Raw genomic sequence first — 25,681 nt, 5'->3', positions numbered from 1 at the left:
GTTTTTAAGTATTTGAGATAAGTTTATATTGGGATTACAATAAGCTATAAATATAATGAAGGGTACTATACTAAAATTTGCAATTAGAAGAGCTATAAATGGTATAATTACTCTTCTGTTATTAATACTTTTTGTTTTTATTTTGATACACGTAGCTGCTCCAAATCCAGCAGCGTTAGCTAGGATCTATGCTGGTAATCCTCATGCTCCTCCATCTGAAATAAATGAGATAATAGTAAAATATGGCTTAAATAAGCCATTATATGTTCAATTTATCACTTATATTATAGACATATTTACTGGGCATTGGGGTTTGGATCCAATTTATAAAGTACCAGAATCGTCTCTTCTTTTCCATTTCTTACCTATTAGTTTACAAATCGTAATACCTGGTGATATTTTAGCTGCTGTTCTAGGTATTTTAAGTGGTGCTATTGCAGCTTCGAATAGAGCAAAAATGAAGGATAAAACTATAAAAGTACTATATTTGACTACTTGGTCTTCTCCTCCGTTTTTGGTTGCTTTTATATTGCAATTAGTAATTGCTTATTATTTAGGCTTGCTTCCTGCTACGGGTACTGTAAATACTTTATTAGCATCTCCTCCTTCATATACTCCTTTTCCTATTCTTAATGCTTTATTGGCTGGTGATTGGGCGTATTTTGTTTCTGCTGTTAGACATGCAGTATTGCCTACTTTATCGATAGCTGTTATTACTTTTGGTCTTTTTACTAGGATTACTAGAGCTTCTATGCTGGATTCTATGGAATCGGATTTTACTAAGTTATCATTAGCTAAAGGACTACCTAGAAGTTACGTAGTATATAGAGTAGCTTTAAGGAATAGTCTAATTCCTGTAATTACGTTAGTAGCTCTATTTTTTGGATATTCTGTGGCTGGTGCAGTAATAGTAGAAGATATTTATCATTATTTTGGAATAGGCTATTTTACTGTTCAAGCTATAGAGGATTTTGATTATCCTGCAATTTTAGATTTTACTATTATAGTAGGAATAGCTGTAATAATAGCTAATTTCATAGCGGATATCCTTTATGCATATTTAGATCCTAGGGTGAAGTTAGAATGAAGATCTCTAAATTAACTCTAATCCTTTTGGTTTATTTAATTGCTAATATAATAGCTTATGCTTTCTTAAGTAGTAAAGCAGAATTAAAGTCATTACATTATCATCCTCAAGTTATATTGCCAGAAATTCTATTTATTTCTTTTAGCATAACTGGAAGTTCATTATTTTTACTTATAAGATATGCATATAGAAATAGTACAATAAGAAATACTCTAAAGAGTAAGGTAGCATTTGGAGCTTTTGTGTTAATAGTTATTTATTATGCATGGTCTATATTTGAAGGTCTCCTTCAGTATTCAGCTTCTCAGTTAAATTACTCCAAGATTTCATATATGTTCTTACCTTATGATCCGTTCAGGCAAGTATTTAGCGATTCTTTACTTCCTCCATCATTAAGCCATCCTTTTGGAACTAATTTTTTAGGCGAAGATATTTTAGCTAGAGTGCTTTATGCTGCACCTGCAGACGCTGAGATATCTACAGTAGTAGTATTTTTCGCTATAATAGTAGGAGGTATAGTAGGTATTTTAGCTGGATATTATGGTGGAATTTTAGATGAGATATTAATGAGAATTACTGATGTTTTCTTAGCTGTTCCAGGATTAATTTTGGTTATTGCGATTGCTGTAGTCTTGAAGCCAAGTTTTACTAGTGCAATGATAGGGTTAATGGTTCCTTGGTGGGCTACTTATGCTAGGCTTTTTAGAAGTCAGACTTTAGTAGTAAAATCAATGAATTATATAGATGCGTCAAAGCTTATGGGATATAGAAATCTTAGAATTATTATAAAACATGTTGCTCATAATGTGGTTGATCCAGTTATAGCGTATTCTGCGCTTGATTTTGGAAACGTTATATTGACTTATTCGACGTTGACTTTTTTAGGAATAGGCATGCAAGGTCCTAATTTTCCGACCTGGGGTTCAATGGTTTCAGATGGATTAAATTATATTCCAGAAGCTTGGTGGTATCCTCTGTTTCCGTCTATAGTAATATTATTAGTGGTTTCTAGTTTTGTTATTTTAGGAGATAGATTGCAAGATGTTATAGCGGGGAGGATAGTATATTGAACGTTCTTGAAATTAAAAACTTAAAAGTAGGATATAAGAGTTTAATAGGTAAATTTAGAGTACTAGATGATGTAAATCTAAATATTGAGGAAGGAGAAATTATAGGAGTAGTAGGAGAGTCTGGTTCAGGCAAATCTACTTTAGGTCAAGCTATCATTAAGTTATTGCCCCCTAATTCGTATTATGATGGTGGTGAGATTCTCTTTAATGGAAAAAATATTATATCTCTCAAAGAGAATGAAATGACTGATGTAAGAGGTAAAGGAATTTTTATGATATTTCAAAATCCATTAAATAGTTTAAATCCTGTAAAGAATATAAGAGATCAACTTTTAGAAGCTATAAAAGTAAAGTACGGTAAAATTGATGAAGATAAAGCTAATGAGATAATGCTTGATGTAATAAAAGACGTTAGACTTCCTGACCCTAAAGAAATTATCATGAAATATCCTCATCAACTTTCTGGAGGTCAGATTCAAAGAGTTGTTATATCTATGGCTTTAATTTTAAAACCAAAAATACTGATTGCTGATGAGCCTACTTCGGCTTTGGATGTTACAATTCAAGCTCAAATAGTAAAACTATTTAAGGAATTAAGAGAAAACGAAAAAATGAGCATAATATTTATTACTCACGATATTTCGTTAGTTTATGCTATAGCTGATAGGCTAGTTGTAATGTATGCTGGAAGAATAATGGAAGATGGAAATATTGAAGATACAATTAAATCTCCTTTACATCCATATACTCAAGGATTAATTTCTAGCATACCTACAATTTCTAAAAGAAATGGAGAATTAAAAGCTATTGAAGGGAGCCCTCCATCTTTCTTAATTCTTCCAGCAGGTTGTAAATTTAATCCAAGGTGCCCTAGAGTAATGGACATATGTAAAAAAGAAGAACCAAAGATATCTGAAGTTAAAGGAAGAAAGGTAAGGTGTTGGTTATATGGATGAATTATTTAGAGTGGTAGGATTAAAAAAGTATTTTTTGGGAGGTAAATATGGAGTTTTCGAAAAATTATTTAGAGAAAAACCTGTAATTGTTAAAGCATTGGATGGAATAGACTTAGAAATTTATCATAATGAAGTATTAGGAATGGTGGGGGAGTCTGGATCAGGTAAAACTACTTTAGGTAGAGTATTAGCTACGTTAGAAAATCCTACTGAGGGAGAAATTTATTTTGAAGGAGAAAAAATCACTCAAAAAAATATAGATAAAATTAGAAAACAAGTACAAATGGTTTTTCAAAATCCTTCAAGTAGTATAGATCCTAGAATGAGGATTTTTGATATAGTAGCAGAGCCACTACGGAAAGTGAACGAAACAGAAAAAAGAGAAAGGGTAAAAAAGGTTCTAGAAGATGTAGGATTAGATTATGATTATGTAAGTAATAAATACCCTAGAGAATTATCTGGAGGACAATTACAAAGAATTGCTATAGCTAGAGCAATAATTACTGAACCTATATTTTTAGTTTTAGACGAGCCTACTTCAGCCTTAGACGTTTCAGTTCAAGCTCAAATATTAAATTTATTAGTAAAAATTCAAAAGGAAAAAGAATTAACCTATATGTTTATAACTCACAATATAAATGTAGCTAGATATATTTCAGATAGAATAGGAGTATTGTATGCTGGAAAACTAACCGAAATAGGTAACGCAGAAGATATTATATCTTCGCCTAAGCATCCTTACACTCAAAGTTTAATAAATTCAATTCCTTCATTAACTAGAAGAGAACTTAATCCACCTAAAGGAGAAGTACCGTCACTGATAAATCCACCTACAGGATGTAGATTCCATCCTAGATGTCCATTTGCGATGGACATTTGTAGTAAGAAAGAACCACCATTGTTTGATGTAAATGGGAGAAAAGTAGCATGCTGGTTATTAAATCAACAATAAAAAAGACGATTTTGAAAGGAGCAATTTTAATTCTAATTTTTTCTATATTTTTAGAAGTAAGTAAAGTAATAGATTTCCTAATTTTTTTGGGATTATCGTTCTCGCTATTATTAGCTTATGCTCTATATAAAAAGATTTATACTTATGAGATAGATGATAACAATATAAAAATAAAATCTCCTTTTGAGAAAAAAATTATCCCATATAACTCAATAGAGGATTATTTTACTTCAGTAGGATTTTTAGCAAAAAAATTTAATTGTGGTTCTATATATTTAATACTTAAAAATAATAAAGTAGAAATACTAAAAGACATACCAAATCCTGAAAAAATAGAAGAAGAAATCACAAAATTTATTACAAATAAAAACAACTAGTAAATGCTTTTCTGATTAATTTTAGCTATTAGGAGCATAAACATCAACTAAAACTACAATTCCGTCTCTAAAAGTTAATTCTATCTCATATGTATTATAAGGATGAATATATGAACCTGTATCAAATGTTAGATAATACGTATGAATTCCAGACTGAACAGGCTCATTTAAAGATAAAGTATAATTAGTTCCTTCAATCCAAGCCGAAATTAAAGTACACGAAGAACTACTTTCTAAGGAAAAAACTGCTGTACCATTAGTGAAGATTTCTCCAGTTCCAACTTGTTGAATCTCGGGCTTATTCCCAATAGGCAATAAACCAAACGCAAATCCAACTACCACTAAAGTAGCTATGACAGAGGCTATGACAAGAATTATTGCAGATACTGCGTTAAATATTCCTTTCACAAATTCATTTTGGTTATTTTCTATATAAATCTTTCTATAAGCATATAGTTTAGCCATAGTATACTAGGTAAAATTTCTTTTTATTCCATAAGTGGAAAAAGTAGGTCTTAACTATGTGAACTACTCCGCCTTACGACGGAGCATTCCCACCTCTGGTGAGGATTTCCTGCTTCTCTGGGGAAACTTACTATACGCATAAACGTATAGTAGAGGTTTCCCCTCCACAGGCAATCAGGCAGTCCCAACCCTTATCAGCCCTACCAGCACTTACAGTCAAGTGGGACAAAATAAATAAAAATTTTCTATAAGGGGTTGCTTATTCTTTTCGTAATATATTAAAAAATATTGTTTTAAATAAATAAAAAAATCGCTTAACTTCTTTGAGGTGGAGAGGATAACTCTTCATCAGCTATTACTCTTCTGCCTCTTAATGCTGAGACTAAAGCTCCTAAAAATGACATTACTGCGCCTATGTAAAATGATAATCTTAATGCACTCATAAAAGGTGGAGCAATGGTCTCTGGGAACCAATATTTACTAGTTAATGTAGCTAATACTGATGGACTAATATAAGAAGAAAGATGTGTAGTCGAAAGTATTGTTCCTATAGGATTATATCCTAAAAATGCTGAAAATAATGCACTAGTTACTGGAATCTTGCTTAGAGCATATCCTACTTGAGCAGGAGCTCCAGCATTTATTACTGCAGACGATAGTGCAGAAGGTAATGAATAAGATAATGAAACTATTATTATTGTAAAGAATATAGCTAAGCTAGCAGTTTGTGCAGAATTCTGTAATGTAGTTCTCATTCCTGAAGCTGCCCCTCTATATTTTCTTGGCACACTATTCATTATAGCTGTAGTATTTGGAGCACCAAACATACCGCTTCCTAAACCCATTACGAAAATTATAAGCGCAAATTCAATGTAGTTGAAATTATATGGTAAAGTACTTAGTACTAGGAAAGATACTCCAACTATTACTAATCCTAAAGTAGCTAAAGTTCTGGCTCCATATCTGTCTGATAGGGCACCACTAATAGGTCCCATTGCTACAAATCCTAACATCATAGGAATCATATATACTCCAGCCCAAAATGGAGTAGAAGAATAACTATACCCATGTAATGGTAACCATATTCCTTGTAGAAGAATTATTAGCATAATCATTATTCCTCCAAATCCGAAGCCGAAAAGTAACTGGGATAATCCTCCTGCTAAAAATGATCTAATCTTGAATAATTCTAATCTAAACATTGGATATTTTACTTTCTTCTCTACAAATACGAATCCTACGAGTAATCCTGCTCCAGCTATTAGCGAAGCTATTACATATGGATCTCCCCATCCCATTTGTGAAGATCCATAAGGCATTAATCCATAAGTAACTCCTAGCAAAAGAAATATCAAACCTCCTGCAAATACTAGATTTCCTGCTATATCTATTCCTTCTCCTCTAGAACCTCCACCTGTTTCTTTTAATTTTAAATAGCTCCACACTGTGCCAAGTAAACCTACAGGAACGCTAACTAGGAAAATGTATTTCCAGTAAAGACTAGCTAGAATTCCTCCTAAAATTAATCCAATGAGAGATCCTGCTAATGCAGCTATTTGATTTATTCCTAACGCTTTACCTCTTTCGTAAGGAGGAAATGCGTCAGTGATTATTGCAGTACTATTAGAAAAGAGAAAAGCTGCTCCTACTCCTTGAATTAGTCTAAATATTATTAACTCTAATGCTCCTAAATTTCCAGTATTTGGAGTTATAAATAATAAAATAGATCCCAGAGTAAATACTGCAAATCCTAGGTTGTATAGTCTTACTCTTCCAAAAATGTCTGAAAGCCTTCCAAAAGTTACTAGAAATGCTGCTGTAACTACATTATATCCCATTAAAATCCAAAGTAAGTATTGGAATGTGGAAGGATCAATAGGATTTATTGAAATACCTCTAAAAATAGCCGGTAACGAAATTAGTATTATAGTTCCATTTATTGATGCCATCAAAACTCCTAGAGTAGTATTCGAAAGCGCAATCCACTTATATTGGACCATAGTTATTAAGTAGTAAAAAGTTAGATAATAAATCTTTTCATATTTAACTATCTTACGTTTAACCTTCAAGAAAATCATTGACTATCTCAGAAATTAATGAAAAATTTCCTTATCCTAGAAAAATCTTGAAAAATTATGTAAATTATCACTAGGAAAAGTTCGTAGAAGGTCTTTCTGTTTACTTATAGTTTACTTAGTGTAAACTTTATTTTTCTCAAGTCCTAAATTTCTATTATGGGTAAAACAGTAATATTGTCTGTTAGAATTCCAGAGGAGTTAAAAAGAGATTTAGAGAAGTATAATATAGACGAGACAGAAGTAATTAGAAGAGCGTTAATAATGGAAGTTAAAAAAGCTAAAGCTGAAGAATTAAATAAAGACTTAAAAAACATGGATAATATTTTACGTAAATTATCAGTCGAAGATGGTATAAAATCAATAAGAGAAGACAGGGAAAATAGATGAGTTATGTTATAGACTCATCTTCAATTTATAAAGCTATAATAGAAAAGAAAGCAAATGTTTTAGGAGGAAACTATACTATATCACTAGCAAAATTTGAATTAGGAAATATTATCTGGAAAGAAGTGTTTTTGCGAAAAAAGATATTACAAAACGAAGGAATATCATTATTAAATTTAATTGTAAACATTTTAGATACAATGTGCTTTAAACAAGTAAACATAATTGAAGCGGAAAAACTAGCCATCTTAAAGGGGATAACGTTCTATGATGCGTCTTACCTATGGTTAGCTAAAGAATTAAATATTCCATTAGTTTCAGAAGATGAAAAATTAAAAAATAAAATAGATGGAGAAATAGAAACTTTATCTCTTGACAACATTTTATAGTAAAATTCTATTAATTTAATCTATACAAGTTCCAATAAAGTTCTACTGACAGAGAATTTATAAAATAAACTAATTTATTGGTATTTCTCATCATAATCAAAAGAATTATATAGTTATAATATGAGATTAAGTAAATAGAATTCAGAAGATAGAACTAAATAAAATGATGAAGTCAACAGTGTTAAAAATTCTTTAACATTATTTTTTATAGACTGACTGTTAGCTTTATTCATGTATAGTTCAGAAATTGAAGTAGAAGCACCTAGATCGTTAGTACTAGAATTTGTAAGAGATCCTTTTATAGTTGCAGGAGTTTTTGGTCATGTAGCAATACTAAGAGTAAAAGATAAAGTAAAAGGAGATTTCGTAACTCCTGAGTATCTAGAAAAGCCAGAAAATAGTTTTAAAGTAGCTTACATCTATGGCGTACCACCGGATTATAAGGTATTTTCAGGCATTTTCGAAGGACCTAAAATTTCTGTTGATGCAATAGAATACTCTGGATACACTGATGATGGTAAGATTAAGTTTACGTTATCTTTTATTCTGAAAAACTTGGCATCGGAAACAAGGATTTATATGAATTCAGAATTTAAATTTGAGGGATCTTTCTTAGATAAAATGCTAGGAAGAGGAAGTTTTGATATGGCTAAGCACATTATTGAAGGACATTTTATGCCTTATATCAAGTTTTATTTTGACTCTCATAAGTCAAGTGAAGTAAAGATCGGAAAAAGAATTATTCTTCAAGATGAAGGAGATATGAATTATATTATAACTAAATTCAAAGAAGTAGCTAGAACTATGAACAATGGCATAATAGAAGTCTATAGTGAGAATTTAAATTGCTCATTTGGAATAATTAATAATAATATGAAGAGGTCTATTTGCAGAAGTGGAAAAGATATAAAGACTGATACTGAAGCTCTGACTGCTCTTCTATTTTCTACAGGAAAAGGAAAAATAATAGCTTATGAAGTTAATTTGGAAGATGCTATAATATCTCAATTTGCATAATTACTTTAAGCAAAGCCAAGAAGGAGTATTCGGAGTTTATGATAAAAATTAGGATATATTATATATTGTTTGGTATAATATTTTTTAGTTAGTTATTTAACTAACACGGTATAACTATCTTCATGGAATTGCAGAAGATATTGTTATTGTTTTCTTCGTCTATTTTTGGAATTTCTATGGGTGCAAATTCTATAATTATTTCTCTCTATTTGCTTTCTTTAGGCTTATCTTCTTTAGAAATTGGTGAATTGCTTTCTCTTGGAATATTAGTTGGTTCAACTATTTCTGTTATATTTTCATTTCTTGGAGATAGGCAAGGTAGAAAAAGGTACGCTATATTTAGTAGGGTAATTTCTACTATAGCTATATTTTTTCTCTTTCTAGGATATCCTTTAGCATATATATTTTCCTCAGGTTGGGGTTCGGGTTCTTTACTTTTTTCTCTTTTAGCTGAATATAAGGATTTTAAGAGACTTTTGGGATTAAGATCTAGTTTATCTATATTATTTTCAGTATTTGGATCTCTTTTACCTATTTTTATGAGTTATAGAGAGATATTATTATTAGAGGTTCTAGTAAATATTACAGCTTTAATTCTCCTTATTCCAGTAAAAGAAAAATATAAAGGGAGTAAAAATGCTAAGCTAAGTAGTTTAATAACAGTTACTAAATTCTCTACTGAGGCAATAATAGGATTGGGAGCTGGCCTGGTAATTCCTTTAATGTCATTATGGTTTTATTTGAAATTTGGAGTATCAAGTTCTCAAATGAGTCCAATATTTGCTATTTCTGAATTAACTTTATCAATATCAAGTTATCTATCTGTTAGAATATCAGAAAAATTAGGAGAAATAAAGACTATTGTGTACTTTCATTCTGTTGCAATATTTTTACTTTTTATCTTACCATTTTCCATAAGTTTTATGATGGCTTCGATAATCTTTATCTCAAGAAACGTATTAATGAATATGACTTCACCAGTTTTTGAAGGATTAATACTTAGATTAATTCCAGAAAACGAAAGAAGTAGAGCAAATGGAATAATAAACTTCATGGAAGCAATACCAAGAGCTATAGGTCCTAGTATAGGAGGATATTTCTTTGACTTAGGAAATTTATTTTTGCCATTTCTTATAACTGGTGGACTCTATTCCTTCTCTACAATTTTATTCTTTATACTTTTTAGAAAGGAAAATATTTAACTAAAAAATTTCTAGATTCTTAAAATTTTCAGCTCGATAAATTAAGGATAAGAGAAAAATAAAGATTGAATAACAATTAAAATCTTTCATCTACTATAACATCTAATAAAAAATTTTCGATATGTAAATTTTATGTATTTTATCGTCATTTAATACTGAATAATAGAAATTAGTAAATTCTAATTTATTCAGTTAGACTATAATTGAAGAGAAAGAACGCTCGCTCCTTCATATATTATATTAGCCGCTAACATTGAAGTTAGTTCTGAAACATCATAAGGTGGAGAAACTTCTACTACATCAAATCCAATAATTTTAGTCTTTAATTTTCTTATAAAATTTATTATTTCATAACTAGTTAATCCTCCAACTTCTGGAGTACCTGTACCTGGAGCAAATGCAGGATCTACTACATCAATGTCTATTGAAATGTAAGTATTACCATTTAAGGAATTTATGATCGAAATTATTTCCTCTATTTTTTCTTTCATTTCATTTATTGTAAAACTTTTAATCCCTAATTTTTTCTTATCCTCTAAGTCATCTTTAGAATAAGTAGATGCTCTTATTCCTGCTTGAACAACTTCGTTTAGTAATCCCTCTTCTAAAGCTCTTCTTAACCATGTTCCATGGGTATACTTCTTATTTCCCCAGTAGGTGTCCCAAAAATCGTAGTGAGAGTCTAAATGGATTAGATTAACCTTACCATATTTTTTTCTCATTGCCCTTAATACTGGAAGGGTTATTGAATGATCTCCTCCAGCAATAAATGGTACTCGATTTTTAGAAATTATTTCATAAATTCCATTTTCTATTATCTTCATAGTATCGTCTAGAAATCCTGGAATTGCATTAATGTCACCTTGATCGCACATGTTTAACTTTTCAAAAGGGTAAGTATCTAAAAATTGATTATACTCTCTTAGTAACCTAGATCCTTGCCTTATTCCAGAGGGACCAAATCTAGCTCCAGGTCTAAAAGTAGTGGCATCGTCAAAAGGAACACCAACGAATACTGCTCTTACATCTTCTTCCTTACATATAGGTAATCTAGCGAACGTTGAGATTTGAGCGAATCTAGGAGATTTCGAAGGATCTATTTGTCTCATAAATACTTTCTCTCTTTCATTATTTATATATTTTGTTCTACTAATGTTAAAAAATTGTGATTTCAAATCCTAAATTTTCTAGGTAGAGATTAACTATTATACATGGAAATTTTGTTAGTATTAAATTTTTTACAATAGTAACAGAACGTAAGTTTATATTATATACAATTAAAAATAATCTTATGGACGATATAATAAAGGATCATACATTCAAAACTTGGAGTAAGCAAAAAGGTTGGAATCCAATAATTGTAGATCATGCTAAAGGAGTTTATTTTTATGATAATTCGGGAAAAAAGTATTTAGACTTTTCATCTCAATTCGTTAACGTAAATTTAGGATATGGAAATGAGAATGTGATAAACGCTATAAAATATCAATTGGACAAATTACAGTACATTAATCCATCTTTTGGAGCTGAAATAAGAGCAAAAGCAACTCAAGCCCTTTTAGAAGTTATGCCTAAAAACATTGTAAAATTCTTCTTTTCAACTTCTGGAACAGAAGCTAATGAAGCCGCAATAAAAATTGTAAGACAAGTTAAGAATCCATCTTATAAGATCTTAGCTAGGTATAGATCATACCATGGTGCTACTGAAGGATCAATTTCCTTAACTGGAGATTATAGAAGATGGTTTGTAGAGCCAAATACTATGCCAGGAGTTGTAAGATATCCAGAACCTTATTGCTTTAGATGTCCTTTAAAATTAAAATATCCAGACTGCGGAATTGCTTGCGCAAATTACGTAGATTATATTATTAAACAAGAGAAAAACGTAGCAGGAATTATCGTAGAACCAATAACGGGGACAAACGGTGTAATAGTTCCACCAAAAGAGTACATGCCTACTTTGAGAAAAATAGCAAAAGAGAATGATACTCTATTCATAGCTGATGAAGTTATGACTGGTTGGGGTAGAACTGGAGAATGGTTTGCGATGAACTTATGGGGAATAGAACCTGATCTTTTAACTACTGCTAAAGGAGCATCAGCTTCTTATATACCGATAGGAGTAACTGGCGTAAATAAAGAAATATCAGACTATTATGAAGATCATATATTTGCTCATGGTCACACTTTTGAAGCTCATCCAATATCTTTAGCTCCAATTCCTGCTGTAGTAGAGGAATATAAAAGGCTAAATTTACTTTCTCATGTTAAAATAGTCGGAGAATATTTAGGAAAAAGATTACAAGAATTAAAAGAAAGGCATAAAAGTATTGGAGACGTTAGAGGAGTAGGATTATTCTGGGCTTTAGAATTAGTAAAAGACGATAAGAATACTCCATTAGGTGGTTATGAAGAGAAATATCAAGGAATTCCAACTTTCACAGATTATTTAGCAAAGAAACTCTTAGATAAGGGTATGTATGTATATAATGGTCCTTCATGGCTAGTAATATCACCACCATTAATAATTTCTCAAAGCGAAATTGATGAAGGAATAGAAAAATTAGATGAAGTATTAAAAGAAGCAGACAACAATTATAAAAGCTGAAATAGAAGAAAAAGAAAATTTATTATTTTTTAACTTTTTTCTAATTTTTATCATGTAATCATTTTTTAGGTTCTGATGGAGATGATGAATCTACTTTTTTCTTTTTCTTCACCATCTTTATCAAATACTTTTTTCTATTATCCATATATTAAACATTTCTACTTTTAATGATAAAAACTGATTAAAAATAATCCTAATAAAGAAAGAATAAACTAGAAATCTGTTTAATTATATAAGTTAAATGACTAAATACTTTATATATGTTCTTGGTTAATAGTATATTATAAATTAATCGAAATCATATACTTAATCTTCGAGAATTAACACCTAAAAACGGCAAAATTTTGAATATAGAGAGATATTTATTAACTAAAACTTCTATGAAGGAGCTCTCATAACAAACAAAGTATATCCAAGTGTTGATTGCTCAAGTTAGAATTGCATTTAGAATTATTGGAAAATCTCTTTTGTATATTTCTTCATAATTAATCCATTTTCCTCTATAATTTGCTATAATTAATACTGATGCGCTCTTTACATTTTTTAATTTAGATATTAAAAACAATGTTCCAGTCTCCATATCTACTATTTCGTTAATTTCTTCTTCAGCATAAAAGTCATCACTCTGAAACACTTCACCATAACTCACATCTATATTATTTTCTTTCAATTTTTCATAAATACTAAAAGCCAACTCCAGATCTGGGTATAACGAATATATCATATCATTCCTTGTTCTTTGGTACATTGAATTAGAAATATATCTCGAAACACCTGTTGGAATGAAGTAACTACCTAACTTGACTTTTTCATTTTTCGTACCAGCTGTTCCGTATCTTATAATTTTTCTTACTCCATTTTCTATTAATTCTTCTAAAATTAGTGCAGTAGAAGGTCCTCCAACTCCATGAGTAGAAACCAAAACATCAGATGAAATGTAAATTTTATATCCTCTTTTATTAATTACTTTTTCTATTTTTAAAAAATGAGAAAGAAGATCAGCAATTTCAGGCTCTTCTACTATTATAGCATTCTCCGGCAATCGCTCATTAATTATTAACATATGAAAGTATCTTCGTCTTTTTACTAAATATTTTTCTTTTTGAATTTTCTTATTTTTATGCCACATTCTGGAGGGATAATCTCTAACATCTGGAAATTCAAGTAAAGCTATAAATCAAATAATCATTTAGATTAATGTTTAAGCACATTACTGCAAAATTTTTGATTTATTATTCGCAATTAGCTTAAATTATTTATCATCTATACGTTTTTCATGAAAATATATATATGGTAATTTGCTATAGATAGATAGGTGAAAAGAATTGATGGGATTAAAACGACAGATCGAATTCAAAGTCCATATTTTTAATTCTCTCATGTATTATCTCCTTCTTCTCAAGCCTAAACAATATTGAAACTTTTTGTTGGTGATTTTTATGGAAAACTATATCGCTAAGACTGCTAAATCTAAGATTCTCTATGAAGAGGCAAAAAATCACTTACCTTACGGAGTTTCTAGCAATTACAGATATTTTGATCCTTATCCCCTATACTTAAGTCGAGGAAAAGGAAGTAGAGTATGGGACGTAGACGGTAACGAATACATAGACTTCAATTTAGGTTTTGGTGTTTTAGAAGTAGGTCACGCGAACGAAAAGATTATTGAAGAAGTTAAAAATGCTATAAGTGAAAGTAGCATATTAGGATTTGAATATTCTAAAAGCATAGAATTGGCAAAGATTATAAAGAGTAGGTTTAATGTTGATATGGTTAGGTTTTCGTCAACTGGTACTGAAGCTACTATGCATTCTATTAGGATAGCTAGAGCTTATACTAGGAAGAAGAAAATTATAAAATTTGAAGGGCATTATCACGGTTCACACGATCAATTACTAGTTAATGTAAATCCTTTAAGAGATGGTATAGTTCCAGCGAGTTTAGGAGTTACTGAAGAGTCTTTATCTAATACTATTGTATGTGAATGGAATAATTTAGAGAATTTTGAAAAGATAGTCAAATCTTCTAATGATATTGCAGGAGTTATTATGGAACCAGTTGCTATGAATATGGGGTTAATTCCTACTAATGTGGAATTTTTGAAAGGAGTATTTGAGTTATCTAAAGAATATGGATTTCTAACGATTTTTGATGAGACTAAAACTGGTGGTAAAATGTATTCTGGAGCTTCAGGATATTTTAATGTACGTCCAGATTTAATTATTTTAGGTAAGGCAGTTGCTGGTGGATTTCCTTTATCAGTTATTGGAGGTAAAAGAGAAGTAATGAGTGTTATTGGTCCAGGTAAGACTGCACATGGAGGAACTTTCAATTCTAATCCTATATCGGTTAGAGTTTCAATTTTAACATTAAAAGAAATATTGACTCAGAATTCTATAAATTATATTATCTCATTAAGTAAGGAATTGGAAAAAGGCTATAATGATTTAGCTGAAGATTTAGATATTGATTTGAAAGTAAGTAGATGGGGACCTAGCGGTAGTGTATTTTTCAGTGACAAGATGCCTAGTAATTATAAAGATTTCATAAGTACTGATATTCAGAGGTGGAATACATACTTCTATTCAATGCTATCTCAAGGTGTAATTCCAATGGGTGGATTTAATGAAGAATGGACTACTTCAATAGCTCATACTAAGGAAGATATACAGATTCACCTAGAGAAAGCTGAGAAATCATTAAGGTTAGCCAAAGAGAAGAAAACAGATTTAAAATTAGAAGAAGCATGGTAAATACTCATATAATATTTTCTTTGTTTTCATTTTTGAATTCTATCTAAAATTTTATGATCTTCAACTTAAACTTTTTTGAATAGTTATTTTATGTAAAACATTTAGTCTCTATATTATCATGAGAAGAAAAATTTGAGAATAAAAATAATTATCTTGTAATGTTTCTATTAGAGATTTAATTATAAAATCATTTTACTTTCTTTATGAGTATAATATATATTGACAAACTTAGTAATACTGCCATATACCAACCATAGTCATAAAGGAAATTAAGCTGTGGAATTATAAATCCTATTACAGGTACTAAGAAACCAATAGACATAGATAATAGCGCTTTTATATTATAACCTTTCAAGTACCAATATTTTCCAGTTGGCATAAACAAATCCACTAGGCTTATGTGTTTTTTACTTAATATCCAATAGTCAGCAATCATTATTCCAGCTACTGCACCTAATCCAGAACCAATTAACCCTAGAATATTTTCCACAGTACCTGCATTATTATACCATAGCCATGGGGCATAAAGGAAACTGACCAATGCAGCTAGGATAGATGCTTTACCCCACGTAGATATTTTCTTAGGGAATAGACTTATTAAATCATAAACTGGAGATACCATATTTGCAGCTATATTAACTGATATTGTAGCAATAATGAAGCTTATACCAACAATTAATGAAAGAATGGAATTTTTAGTCAATAAGAACATTATATATACTGGATTAACATAATTTATAGCCTCAGACATAGGTACATGGTATAAATATATCATGGTTGAAGATAAGCCTATAGCAATGAATGACCATAATGTTAAAAGAACTGGTAATCCAATAGCTTGTCCTATAAATTGGTCTTTTTGAGATTTTGAAAATCTAGTAAAGTCCGGTATATTCAATGCTAGAGTAGAATAAGCTGCTGCAAATGAAGAAACAGCTAATAATATGTTTGATATAGTCGGAGCCTCATAACCTTTTACTGCAAATAATGGTCCTAAACCATGAGAAAGAGAAAGAGAATAAACAAATAATCCACCTATCGTTATCATAATTATTGGTCCTATGATTAATTCAAAATCTTTTATCTCATTCATTCCTCTAAATAGAACTAACACGTTTAGACTCCAAAAGATAAGCATTGAGATTGCTATATTTTCAGGCATGCCGATAACGTTAGTTGTTAGAGAGTTCCACGCAGGAAAGAATATTCCTAATACTGCATTTATTATTGTACCGCCTATATACGTCTGTAGCGCAAACCAAAATAATGCACTAATAGCTCTTATTATTACTGGAATTCTAGCTCCTTTTATACCAAACATAGGTCTAACTGCGGTTGGATATGGTATTCCCCACTTCGCTCCAATATGTCCATTTAGATATAATGCTATTAGCAATGTACCATAAGCTATAGCTATTATAGTTAAAGCTAATGGCGCACCTAATTCGAAGGTTAATAATCCTGCTAACTCAAATTGTACTACATTATGAACCATTCCAGCCCATATTGTTGTAAAATTTATCCAGTTCCATGTTTTTACTCCTTTAGGTAATGGTGCAATATTTGGATTATAATATGATTCTGGTATTACATGTTTACCTTGATTATAGTCTGATATATCTAAATTTATGCTAGATATTTTAATTTCTTTCATTGATTGTACTTTTAACTACCTATATTAAAGTTTTTCTCATTATTTATATATATAGTTTTTAAAAATTTAAACTACTTTTTAAATACTTTTAATATCATTGCTTTAGATTACAGCTAAAATTTTAAAATTTTACATCGTTATGCTGTATACAATTATTGCAATTATAAATCATCATTATAGATTAGGAAACTAATACATTAAACAAGATGATATTAATTAAATTTCTCCTAATTAAAGGAAAAATATACAATTTGATTATGCAATTATTAGTTTTTGTGCCATTTGGGAACTTAACTTGAGCTTAACGTTAAACCTTTATGAAAAAGAGAAAGTTAACTTACAAATAGTTCATAAATTATACAATTATTAATATATTTTTTCTCTATATTTTTCTAATTTTTTATAAATTGGGGCATCTGATTGTTTAAATATGATAGCAGGCTCTTTCCCTTCATTGTATATTTTATATTTGGTCCAAGGAGGCAAAGTTATAAAGTCGTATTGTTTTAATTTGTATTCTCTCTCATTATCGCCTATAATAAATGTAGCTTCTCCTTCTAGTGGAAACATTATTATGCTTTCAGTTTTTCTAACTGGTCTGGTTTCTGCACCAGGTTTAACTAAATAATACTGTAAACTTATAGTTGGTAGTGCAGATCCGCCATTTTGTGGATTAATCAATTCTATAGCAGAACCAAAGTCATTCTTCTCACTCATTTTTATTAAAGCTTCCCTAGTTTTCTTATATGGATAATACCAGACTGGATTAACCTCTTGCCTAGGTTCTGATAAAGGCAAGTAATTATAAGAGTACTTCACTTCAATATCGCTTTCATAGCCTTTAACATCTTGTATTAACTTACCTTCAGTATCTTTAAGTGTCTCATACCATTCTACTCCAAGCCAGAAAGTCATAGGAGCATCATCAGCATCATACCAGAATGTATAGTCATTACCTAAATTTCCATGATCATGCCATGTAAATGCTGGAGTTAGTGCTACGTCCCCTTTTTCCATTCTTATTCTAATTCCGTTTACAGTAGTATATCCTCCTTCTGGTGGAAATTCTAATCCTACTCTTAAACCATTAGTTAAGTGTCTATGAGCTGGAGGTCTGTCCTTAGGTCCAATGATTTGAACTCCTGCATGCATAGTAGGTGTTGCAGGGGCTGGAAACTCTGGAGCTAACTTTTTTATACCAGAATTTTCTAGATGAATATTTACTCTGTCAGTCATTGATGGATCTATGACTTCTCTAAGTTTGAAAAGTAACTTTTTTATATCTTCGTATCTCCACATAGATATTGTCATAAAAGGTGTAGGTTCAGGATAGAAAACAGGATAGTTTGAATATCTTGCATCAAATGCAGTCATATAAGTGCCTAGATTTCTATCTTTTAAATCATCTAATAATTGTTTAAGTTTTTCCTCTCTAGATTCCACGGTAATCCCATATTCTATTTTATATTAGGCTAATAAACTTTTCGAAAAAAGTTTATTTTATGATCTTATAACGATTTTAATGAGTATAATAGTCTCATAATAAATTTTTATACAATTGTTAGAATAATTATATAGTAAAAACAGATTAATAATGATATCTCATAATTAAATAAATATAGTATAAAAAACGATATATAATATAATTTTTACGTATCATTATAAATAATTTGTCAGATTATATTATGGAATTGCATACACAAATATATAATTTAGCATATATTAAATTAATAAATGGCTAAATGCTGATGGACAGAAAAGCTCTTATCTAGAGTATTTAATTAATAAATGAGAGCATGAAAGTTTGTGTTATTGGCGGTGCTGGACTAGTAGGTTCAGCTACCGTAAAAGATTTGATAGAAAATAATATAGACGTAAGAGTAATAGATATTCGACGACCTAAATATAATGTAGAATATGTAGAAGGAAATTTAAATAATATTGAAGATATTGCAAATAAAATAAAGGATTGTGATTATGTAATAAATACTGCACAGTATTATTTTAATCTAAAAGCAATGGATGCTTCTTTAAAGGCAGGAGTTAATTATATTGATTTAGGCGGATTATTTTGGATAACAGTAAAACAATTAGAGAAAAATAAAGAATTTGAGAAAGAAGGAATACTAGCACTCATAGGCATGGGTGCAGAGCCTGGAATAACTAATATGGGAGCAAAATTATTATCGCAATTATACGGGAATCCAAAGAAAATAAAAATAAGAAATGGATGGAAATCATTAGGCTCAGAGTTTAAATTCAATTGGAGTGTTGATACACAAATGGATGAAATGACAATGGATGCTCCAGTTTGGGAAAATGGAAAATACAAATATTATAAAGCATTAAGTTTAAGTGAAGAAATAGAATTTTCACAACCAGTAGGAAAAATTAAAACTTACTTGACTATAAATAGTGAATTAGCCACTTTTCCATCATCTTTTAACGCCGAATACGTAGACTGGATGGAAGGAGGTGATGGATTTGAGTCAGTTATCAGTATAGGAAAAATATTTGGTGATAATATCGAAATTTTAGGAATAAAAAGTAGAGATTATTTAAAAGAACTATTAAAAGTAAAGAATTTTATAGGTTCAGAAGGAGATGAGTGGGAATCAGCAAAAATCATTTTTGAATATGAAGACAAAACTGCAGAAATAGAAATATTAATTCCACCAAAAGATAATTTTGATGGTACACAATATGGAGCAGGAATACCGTCAAGCATAGCTGTACAGATGAAAGTAAAAGGCAGTGGAGTACTACCTCCAGAAAAAGTCGTTGAACCTAATGTATTCTTTAAAGAATTAAAGAAAAGAGGATTTAAAACAATAATTAGATGTGAAGAGATAAAGTAAATTATTCACATACTAGATTTTACCTATATTTGAATTCTTCTTTTACTTTTTTCAAAATATTTTCAGCTATTTCTAAATGCTTCATAATATCTTCTTTTGTATGTTGAGTTGAAATAGTCCATTGTTCATCGTAATCAGCCATAGGAATTATGCCATTAGATAACATAAGCCAAAAATACTTATACCAAGGTCTTTGATCAATTTCCGAAAATTCTCTGTAATTTTTCGGTAAAACTTTAGAGAAAAATATACTACCGCTAGTTCCCCACATAGACACAGTTAAGTCTAAGTCTAAATCATCAGCAAAATCTTGATAACCTTTACTCAACATAGAATTTAGCTTATACGCTTCGTACAAACTATTTTCAGTTAAAATCTGAGTTAATGTAACTATCGAAGCAGTTACAGATAAAGGATTTGCACTAAACGTTCCACCATGAGCGGTCTTATTTGGTCCAACTACCCTCATCACTTCCTTTTTTCCAGCAATAACTGATAACGGTAAACCGCCAGCTATGGCTTTACTGAGAGTAATTAAGTCAGGCTTTAAACCATAATATCCAGACGCTCCAGAATAGAACTTACCTCCAGTCTTTACTTCATCAAATATTATAAGGAATCCATATTCTTTAGCAAGACTAAAGATTCCTTTAAGAAAGGACACATCAGGCTTTATTAAACCCATATTCATTGCTATAGGTTCCATTATGATTGCAGCAACATCTTCTTTCTTAACTAATTTCTCTACAGATTCATAATTATTCCACTCTGCAATTAGCGTATTTTTAACTACATCATAAGGTATTCCATATGAGGAGATAGACTTTTTCATAACTTCATTCTTTTCTGGACTAACATTAACTAGTAGTTGGTCATGTGATCCGTGATAATGCCCTTCAAATTTTATAATTTTCTTCTTCCTAGTATAAGCTCTAGCTATCCTAATAGAATGCATAGTAGCTTCAGTACCAGTTGACGAAAACCTAACCATATCAACATTAAACCTACTCTTTATAATCTTTGCTAACTTAAGTGTATCAGCAAATTCAAATCCGAGTATTGTACCATTTTCTAACTTTTCTTTCAAGATTTTTACTAATTTTGGATTAGAATGACCTATTCCTAATGCTCCATAAGCCATGTTAAAGTCTATGTATTCGTTACCGTCTACGTCCCATACCCTACTTCCTTTTCCTCGACTTAAATATAGGGGATAAGGTTCAAAATATCTGTAATTGCTAGAAACTCCGTATGGCATAATTCTAGAGGCAATATTATATAATGTTAAGGAGTTTAATGTTAGTTTTTTATAATCAGAAAGCATGGTTATCACTATTTGTTATAGTAATATCTTCTCTATTAAGTAGAATTAGTGTTATTTGTATATTTCTTAAAAATAAATATCTTAAATAATTTTTAACAATTCGCTTCCGATGTTTCAATAACTCACCTATTAGTAGTATTTATAATTAACGGTATATATACTTTGCTAATCCACAAATTATACATTTTCCAAAAGAAGGAAGATTTGACGCTAAAGCTTTCATGTAAGAGCAATAGTAGATTAAATGTTTGCACCGTTTTAATTTGTTCACTTTTTTAGGAAGTTTTATAATTGTGAATTCCTTTATTGTTTAATCTAAAAAGGTGAGAATTTTTAATTTATTAACAGCTAAGGTAATAGGCATAATAGTTTTAAAACTAATTTAGTTTTTATCATAATGCGAATTTGAAAAATGATGTTGTTTTAGTCTAAACATTGTTCAATAGTGTTAGCGAATAAATATATTAAAAGGATAAGGAAGATAGAAGATATGGATGTTAGAATTGGATTAATTCAAACGTATATGAGTAAAGATAAAGACGATAATATAAAAAGACAAATTGAATTAGTGAATAAAGCAGCTGATAATCATGCTAAAATAGTGGTGTTAGATGAGCTCTCTAATACTATATATTTTGCCTTTGAACAAGATCCTAAATATTTCTCTTTAGCGGAGGATGAAAGAGGTAAAACTATTTCACAATTTAAGGAGTTAGCAAAAGAGAGAAAAATAAATATTATACTGCCAATTTTTGAGAGAGATGGTTTTGATTTTTATAATACTGCTTTTATTATCGATTCTAATGGAGAAATTAAAGGAAAATATAGGAAGACTCATGTTCCTCAAGATAATTACTTTAATGAATACTATTATTTTAAAATAGGAAATTTAGGATTTCCAGTTTTCGATTTAGCTGGAATTAAAGTAGGTACAATCATTTGCCATGATAGGCATTTTCCAGAAACCGTTAGAGCTGAGACTATAAAAGGAGCGTGGATAGTTTTTGCTCCCTCAGTAGCATACTTCAAAGAAATTTGGGAATTAGAATTGAAAGCTCATGCGGTCTTTAATACTATTTACATAGCTGGAATTAATAGAATAGGTATAGAATACAAAGAGCAAAAAGAAGAATATTTTGGAGAATCAATGGTTGTTTCACCTACGGGAGAAGTAATTTCTAAAGCAGGAAAGACTGAAGAAATAGTTTTTGCTGATATTAGCGAAGAAAATATAATTAGAGCTAGAATAAACAGACCATTCCTAAAAAAGAGACTTCCTTCTTATGGACTATGAACTTATTTTTGTTTGATAGTGTATCTTTTCTCCTAATGTTAGTTATATATTCAACTAAAGAGTTCATATATGCTGTAGTGTTAATATTTGACCTTGAATGCGCTGATTGAATGATTCTAATTGGAGAAGAGCTTATTCATTCTCCACATACTATCATTTAAAGCATTATAATAAGTAAGAGGAAAATAAATAGAAGAAAAGAAATAAAAAATTCTCTTTATTCTGGTGGAATTTCTTTAAATAATACATCCACATTAAGTCCTTCTTTAGTCTTGTGATAGTATTTTGCAACTAGGTATATTGCTAATCCAGCTACAAAAGCTCCTATTACGAAACCTAAAGTTATTGGATTTGGCGCTCCATTAGGTTCAGCAAAACCAAATACTGGATTTGTAACTGCCTCATAAGTTAGGAAAATAAAATATCCAGCTTCAAATATTCCAGAAGCTACTACAGGCCAATATTTGTTTTGAATTCCATATTTTGCTGCTGCTATGCTCACAGTAAAGAAATATATCATTCCTATTACTATTGCTCCATACAGTGCCGTAGCTCCAGATATTGATATTACGGGCAGTACTAGGAATAATAATGTTAGAGCTAAATCGAAGATGTGAGTATATACTGGAGAACCTGCTTTGTTTAATCTAGTAAATATTTCTGGTAATAATCTATCAAAACCCATAGCAAAAATATATCTAGAGAAAACTATAACTCCATAAGCTAGTACTGAGAATTCCCAAATCATTAATCCAATTCCTATTATCCATTGTAAAATGGCGTTAGACGTTAATCCCATAGCTACTGTCCAGAAAGTATAAACAAAACCATTGTTTATGAATTCGTAGTTCGTAAATGCATAACCTCCTGCTAAATAGAGCAATCCAAAACCTATAGTAACAAATGCTCCAGTTAACAATAATGGTACAATAATTCCTAACTTTACGTAATTAACATTTTTAGCTTCTGCAGCAATAGCGGGAGTAGCTTGCATCCAAGGATAAGTAAATATGGCTAATAAGGGAAGTATTCCTATAGTAGCTATAATGCTAAAGGGAGAAACCGAAGAAGCGTAATTGCTTGGAGGAGTAATACTCATAGCTTTTAGAAATGGAGTTATAGCCGTATGGAAATCAGGAATATTTACTGCTATAATACCCATCGCTATTATAGTAGTTATTATAGAAATAATTACACTTACTGTAACTAATTTATATCCCCATTTTGCTTTAAATATGTTAAAGCCTATTATTATCGCAAATATTACCGCACCTAGTAAATAGGAATACAAAGGTGTAGATAAGGTAGATGATAATGATACTAAAGATGGTATTCCATCTAAACTTCCTATTGTTGATAAAACAGTACCAACAGCAGATGAAAAGAAATATGCAACTAATGCAAAAAATGCCGTAGATTCTATCATTAATGCAAATCCCATAGTCATTCCAACGGATCCATGAGTAAGTCTAGATAACCATACGTAATCTCCTCCAGTTCTTGGTATTTTACCAGATAAAAACATGTAAATATAAGCTTGGGGCAATGTCAATATTAACCCTATTATTGCTGCTATCCATATTATTCCTCCTCCAGTAATGTAAGGCGATATTGAAGTGAATAATGCTATTCCTGCTGACATATTTCCTAAGTTTAGCATTATAGAATCCGTAGCATTGACTTGTTTTACTAACCCAGAACTTTCTCTTACAAATAAATTTTTACCGCTCACAATAGTTTCGTCTATGAGATACATATTTAAGATTTTTGATTTTTATTATAAGCTGATAAAGAGTAAAATAGTTAAACAGTATTCAAGGTAATTATACATAAAGTTTTTAAGTAATTTAACGTAGTTTTTATAGTGGATTACATAAAAGAATTGAAAAAGAGATTTAAGGTAGCTACAGATTTAGAAACAAGAGAAAGATATTCTAAGGATTATGGGTTTATATCTCCTAAATTATCAAAATTTAGGAAAATAGCTGACGCAGTAGTTTGGTTATATAGTGAAGAAGAAATAAAAGAGTTCTTTAAAATTCAGCAAGATTATCATTTTTATATTGTTGAAAGAGGAAATGGAACAAACACTTTAGGAGGTGCAATGCCAATAAAAGAGAAATCTGTCATAGTTATACCAGAAATGAAGAAATTTGAAGTATTAAACGGAAAATTAATTTCAGATCCGTCTGTAGAGTTTAATGATTTAGACGTTTCATCTTTACCAGTTTACCCAACCAGTTTTAATATGGCAACTATTGGAGGTTTCGTAGCTGGCGGATCATTAGGAATAGGCTCATTAAAGTATGGTGCAGTATGGGACAATGTGAATATGATAAAAGTAGTTAATCAAAAAGGAGAATATACATTTTATGATAATGATGTGAAGAAAGTTGTTCAATCTGCTGGAACTGTAGGAATTATAACTAAGATAGGATTTAGACTAATTAAAAGAGATAAAATCGTTGTAAAAAATTATAAATTCAAAAAGGTTGGAGATGCAATAAATAAAGCTTTGGATTTGATTGATGAAGCTGAATTTATAAGTATAAGAAGTAAAGAAATGGCTTATAATATTTCAAATGAAAATTGGGATAATTGGAATTTAATAGTAGGTTTCCCGGGTGAAGACGGTAAACCAGTAACTTCAGCTGATATCATAACAACTTTTGCTGGAGCTTATTTTACCGTAGTTAATAAGAAAAAAGTAAGCTATTACTCTGTTGATGTTAAAATTGAAGACTTAGAAAAACTGGATAAAATAAAAGGTATGATTGACTGCGAATTAGCTAGATCTCAAGGTAAATTATTCTCACACACATATTTCTTAGGATTTAGCGAAATACCTCTACAAAATGAAAAAGTATTCAATTTACACTCATATAAGATAAATGATAGAGTAGAAGAAGACAGATTAAAGAAGATAATAGATTTCAAGAAAGTCGTAGATCCAGAAGATTATATAAATCCTGGAAAAATAGAATACTAACCTACTAAGTAACGTTCTAATTAGCTTACCAAGTTAAAATTATTTTTATAGAGAATCATAAAGATTAAATCTGCTATTACTTTTTACGAATGCTATAATTTATTTAATAAAGTAGTTTGCAGAGCATCTGAAAATTGAAGTCCTTCTCTTTATTAGAATCGTTTATTAGAATTATCGTCCATTTTTCAAATGATACATACTATTAATAAAGTACATAATTTCTG

22 protein-coding genes are annotated in these 25,681 nt (G+C 30.2%); 14 read left to right on the top strand and 8 right to left on the bottom strand.

Annotated features, from left to right (window positions below; all coding sequences use genetic code 11):
- The first annotated feature begins 55 nt into the window (after positions 1 to 55).
- Genes B6F84_RS04905 through B6F84_RS04885 form a run of 5 tightly spaced genes read left to right on the top strand, consistent with a single transcriptional unit; the run spans position 56 to position 4,442 of the window.
- Positions 56 to 1,087, top strand: a complete 1,032-nt coding sequence (locus B6F84_RS04905) for an ABC transporter permease (protein WP_148691202.1) — start codon at positions 56 to 58, stop codon at positions 1,085 to 1,087.
- Positions 1,084 to 2,157, top strand: coding sequence for an ABC transporter permease (locus B6F84_RS04900; RefSeq protein WP_148691201.1), 1,074 nt, complete (start codon positions 1,084 to 1,086; stop codon positions 2,155 to 2,157). The genes B6F84_RS04905 and B6F84_RS04900 overlap by 4 nt, the downstream gene beginning before the upstream one ends.
- Positions 2,154 to 3,113 carry an ABC transporter ATP-binding protein gene (locus B6F84_RS04895; protein ID WP_148691200.1) on the top strand — a complete coding sequence of 320 codons (960 nt, stop codon included), beginning with the start codon at positions 2,154 to 2,156 and terminating at the stop codon, positions 3,111 to 3,113. Before B6F84_RS04900 ends, B6F84_RS04895 begins: the two co-directional genes overlap by 4 nt.
- Positions 3,106 to 4,065 (top strand): ABC transporter ATP-binding protein, encoded by a 960-nt coding sequence (locus B6F84_RS04890; protein WP_148691199.1) that lies wholly within the window; start codon positions 3,106 to 3,108, stop codon positions 4,063 to 4,065. The genes B6F84_RS04895 and B6F84_RS04890 overlap by 8 nt, the downstream gene beginning before the upstream one ends.
- Positions 4,041 to 4,442 carry a PH domain-containing protein gene (locus B6F84_RS04885; RefSeq protein WP_148691198.1) on the top strand — a complete coding sequence of 134 codons (402 nt, stop codon included), beginning with the start codon at positions 4,041 to 4,043 and terminating at the stop codon, positions 4,440 to 4,442. Before B6F84_RS04890 ends, B6F84_RS04885 begins: the two co-directional genes overlap by 25 nt.
- A 21-nt stretch (positions 4,443 to 4,463) precedes the next feature.
- Here B6F84_RS04885 and B6F84_RS04880 read toward each other — a convergent pair whose 3' ends face one another.
- On the bottom strand, positions 4,464 to 4,850 hold the full coding sequence (locus B6F84_RS04880; RefSeq protein ID WP_236749069.1) for a DUF973 family protein: 387 nt from the start codon (positions 4,848 to 4,850) through the stop codon (positions 4,464 to 4,466).
- A 371-nt stretch (positions 4,851 to 5,221) separates the two neighbouring features.
- Complete coding sequence (locus tag B6F84_RS04875; protein ID WP_148691197.1) at positions 5,222 to 6,907, bottom strand: MFS transporter; 1,686 nt, start codon at positions 6,905 to 6,907, stop codon at positions 5,222 to 5,224.
- Between the two features lie 234 nt (positions 6,908 to 7,141).
- Between B6F84_RS04875 and B6F84_RS04870 the strand changes: the two genes are divergently transcribed.
- From B6F84_RS04870 to B6F84_RS04855, 4 genes are all read left to right on the top strand, one after another.
- On the top strand, positions 7,142 to 7,372 hold the full coding sequence (locus B6F84_RS04870; protein WP_148691196.1) for a CopG family transcriptional regulator: 231 nt from the start codon (positions 7,142 to 7,144) through the stop codon (positions 7,370 to 7,372).
- Positions 7,369 to 7,758 carry a type II toxin-antitoxin system VapC family toxin gene (locus B6F84_RS04865; protein ID WP_148691195.1) on the top strand — a complete coding sequence of 130 codons (390 nt, stop codon included), beginning with the start codon at positions 7,369 to 7,371 and terminating at the stop codon, positions 7,756 to 7,758. Before B6F84_RS04870 ends, B6F84_RS04865 begins: the two co-directional genes overlap by 4 nt.
- A 231-nt stretch (positions 7,759 to 7,989) precedes the next feature.
- On the top strand, positions 7,990 to 8,775 hold the full coding sequence (locus B6F84_RS04860; RefSeq protein WP_148691194.1) for a hypothetical protein: 786 nt from the start codon (positions 7,990 to 7,992) through the stop codon (positions 8,773 to 8,775).
- Positions 8,776 to 8,897: 122 nt separating this feature from the next.
- Entirely contained in the window at positions 8,898 to 9,977 is a 1,080-nt protein-coding gene (locus B6F84_RS04855) for an MFS transporter (protein ID WP_236749068.1), read from the top strand.
- 197 nt (positions 9,978 to 10,174) lie between these two features.
- Here B6F84_RS04855 and speB read toward each other — a convergent pair whose 3' ends face one another.
- Complete coding sequence (gene speB / locus B6F84_RS04850; protein ID WP_148691193.1) at positions 10,175 to 11,086, bottom strand: agmatinase; 912 nt, start codon at positions 11,084 to 11,086, stop codon at positions 10,175 to 10,177.
- A gap of 182 nt (positions 11,087 to 11,268) precedes the next feature.
- Between speB and B6F84_RS04845 the strand changes: the two genes are divergently transcribed.
- A complete protein-coding gene (locus B6F84_RS04845; RefSeq protein WP_148691192.1) occupies positions 11,269 to 12,585 on the top strand; it encodes a class-III pyridoxal-phosphate-dependent aminotransferase in 1,317 nt (438 codons plus the stop codon).
- Between the two features lie 427 nt (positions 12,586 to 13,012).
- Here the strand turns inward: B6F84_RS04845 and B6F84_RS04840 are convergent, their stop codons facing one another.
- Positions 13,013 to 13,648, bottom strand: a complete 636-nt coding sequence (locus tag B6F84_RS04840) for a phosphorylase family protein (RefSeq protein ID WP_187152756.1) — start codon at positions 13,646 to 13,648, stop codon at positions 13,013 to 13,015.
- Between the two features lie 376 nt (positions 13,649 to 14,024).
- On the opposite strand from B6F84_RS04840, the gene B6F84_RS04835 reads away from it, so the two are divergent.
- Positions 14,025 to 15,338 (top strand): aspartate aminotransferase family protein, encoded by a 1,314-nt coding sequence (locus B6F84_RS04835; RefSeq protein ID WP_148691190.1) that lies wholly within the window; start codon positions 14,025 to 14,027, stop codon positions 15,336 to 15,338.
- Positions 15,339 to 15,525: 187 nt separating this feature from the next.
- Here B6F84_RS04835 and B6F84_RS04830 read toward each other — a convergent pair whose 3' ends face one another.
- Together B6F84_RS04830 and B6F84_RS04825 are read right to left on the bottom strand one after the other, a co-directional pair.
- Positions 15,526 to 16,992, bottom strand: a complete 1,467-nt coding sequence (locus tag B6F84_RS04830) for a cytosine permease (RefSeq protein WP_148691189.1) — start codon at positions 16,990 to 16,992, stop codon at positions 15,526 to 15,528.
- A gap of 366 nt (positions 16,993 to 17,358) precedes the next feature.
- Positions 17,359 to 18,435: a cupin domain-containing protein gene (locus tag B6F84_RS04825; protein WP_148691188.1), complete on the bottom strand. Its 1,077-nt coding sequence runs from the start codon at positions 18,433 to 18,435 to the stop codon at positions 17,359 to 17,361.
- 353 nt (positions 18,436 to 18,788) lie between these two features.
- Here B6F84_RS04825 and B6F84_RS04820 point away from each other — a divergent pair, with 353 nt between their 5' ends.
- Positions 18,789 to 19,850 (top strand): saccharopine dehydrogenase NADP-binding domain-containing protein, encoded by a 1,062-nt coding sequence (locus B6F84_RS04820; protein ID WP_148691187.1) that lies wholly within the window; start codon positions 18,789 to 18,791, stop codon positions 19,848 to 19,850.
- A 19-nt stretch (positions 19,851 to 19,869) separates the two neighbouring features.
- On the opposite strand, the gene B6F84_RS04815 is transcribed toward B6F84_RS04820, so the two are convergent.
- A complete protein-coding gene (locus B6F84_RS04815; RefSeq protein ID WP_148691186.1) occupies positions 19,870 to 21,174 on the bottom strand; it encodes an aspartate aminotransferase family protein in 1,305 nt (434 codons plus the stop codon).
- A gap of 490 nt (positions 21,175 to 21,664) precedes the next feature.
- On the opposite strand from B6F84_RS04815, the gene B6F84_RS04810 reads away from it, so the two are divergent.
- On the top strand, positions 21,665 to 22,468 hold the full coding sequence (locus tag B6F84_RS04810) for a nitrilase-related carbon-nitrogen hydrolase (protein WP_148691185.1): 804 nt from the start codon (positions 21,665 to 21,667) through the stop codon (positions 22,466 to 22,468).
- A 217-nt stretch (positions 22,469 to 22,685) separates the two neighbouring features.
- Here B6F84_RS04810 and B6F84_RS04805 read toward each other — a convergent pair whose 3' ends face one another.
- On the bottom strand, positions 22,686 to 24,200 hold the full coding sequence (locus B6F84_RS04805; protein WP_148691184.1) for an APC family permease: 1,515 nt from the start codon (positions 24,198 to 24,200) through the stop codon (positions 22,686 to 22,688).
- A 132-nt stretch (positions 24,201 to 24,332) separates the two neighbouring features.
- On the opposite strand from B6F84_RS04805, the gene B6F84_RS04800 reads away from it, so the two are divergent.
- Complete coding sequence (locus B6F84_RS04800) at positions 24,333 to 25,457, top strand: FAD-binding oxidoreductase (RefSeq protein WP_187152755.1); 1,125 nt, start codon at positions 24,333 to 24,335, stop codon at positions 25,455 to 25,457.
- Positions 25,458 to 25,681 lie beyond the last annotated feature (224 nt).

The sequence above is a fragment of the Acidianus manzaensis genome, from assembly GCF_002116695.1.
In the GTDB taxonomy this organism is placed as follows: Archaea; Thermoproteota; Thermoprotei_A; order Sulfolobales; family Sulfolobaceae; genus Acidianus; species Acidianus manzaensis.
The sequence above is the reverse complement of the archived record's forward strand: the minus strand, read 5'-3'. Positions and strand labels throughout refer to the sequence as shown.

What these genes read in the sequence shown, in the direction of transcription:
- B6F84_RS04905 (WP_148691202.1), top strand. Translation starts at nt 56, where the DNA reads ATGAAGGGTACTATACTAAAATTTGCAATTAGAAGAGCTATAAATGGT.
- B6F84_RS04900 (WP_148691201.1), top strand. Translation starts at nt 1,084, where the DNA reads ATGAAGATCTCTAAATTAACTCTAATCCTTTTGGTTTATTTAATTGCT.
- B6F84_RS04890 (WP_148691199.1), top strand. Translation starts at nt 3,106, where the DNA reads ATGGATGAATTATTTAGAGTGGTAGGATTAAAAAAGTATTTTTTGGGA.
- B6F84_RS04885 (WP_148691198.1), top strand. Translation starts at nt 4,041, where the DNA reads ATGCTGGTTATTAAATCAACAATAAAAAAGACGATTTTGAAAGGAGCA.
- B6F84_RS04875 (WP_148691197.1), bottom strand. Translation starts at nt 6,907, where the DNA reads ATGGTCCAATATAAGTGGATTGCGCTTTCGAATACTACTCTAGGAGTT.
- B6F84_RS04870 (WP_148691196.1), top strand. Translation starts at nt 7,142, where the DNA reads ATGGGTAAAACAGTAATATTGTCTGTTAGAATTCCAGAGGAGTTAAAA.
- B6F84_RS04865 (WP_148691195.1), top strand. Translation starts at nt 7,369, where the DNA reads ATGAGTTATGTTATAGACTCATCTTCAATTTATAAAGCTATAATAGAA.
- B6F84_RS04860 (WP_148691194.1), top strand. Translation starts at nt 7,990, where the DNA reads ATGTATAGTTCAGAAATTGAAGTAGAAGCACCTAGATCGTTAGTACTA.
- B6F84_RS04855 (WP_236749068.1), top strand. Translation starts at nt 8,898, where the DNA reads ATGGAATTGCAGAAGATATTGTTATTGTTTTCTTCGTCTATTTTTGGA.
- speB (WP_148691193.1), bottom strand. Translation starts at nt 11,086, where the DNA reads ATGAGACAAATAGATCCTTCGAAATCTCCTAGATTCGCTCAAATCTCA.
- B6F84_RS04845 (WP_148691192.1), top strand. Translation starts at nt 11,269, where the DNA reads ATGGACGATATAATAAAGGATCATACATTCAAAACTTGGAGTAAGCAA.
- B6F84_RS04840 (WP_187152756.1), bottom strand. Translation starts at nt 13,648, where the DNA reads ATGTTAATAATTAATGAGCGATTGCCGGAGAATGCTATAATAGTAGAA.
- B6F84_RS04835 (WP_148691190.1), top strand. Translation starts at nt 14,025, where the DNA reads ATGGAAAACTATATCGCTAAGACTGCTAAATCTAAGATTCTCTATGAA.
- B6F84_RS04830 (WP_148691189.1), bottom strand. Translation starts at nt 16,992, where the DNA reads ATGAAAGAAATTAAAATATCTAGCATAAATTTAGATATATCAGACTAT.
- B6F84_RS04820 (WP_148691187.1), top strand. Translation starts at nt 18,789, where the DNA reads ATGAAAGTTTGTGTTATTGGCGGTGCTGGACTAGTAGGTTCAGCTACC.
- B6F84_RS04815 (WP_148691186.1), bottom strand. Translation starts at nt 21,174, where the DNA reads ATGCTTTCTGATTATAAAAAACTAACATTAAACTCCTTAACATTATAT.
- B6F84_RS04810 (WP_148691185.1), top strand. Translation starts at nt 21,665, where the DNA reads ATGGATGTTAGAATTGGATTAATTCAAACGTATATGAGTAAAGATAAA.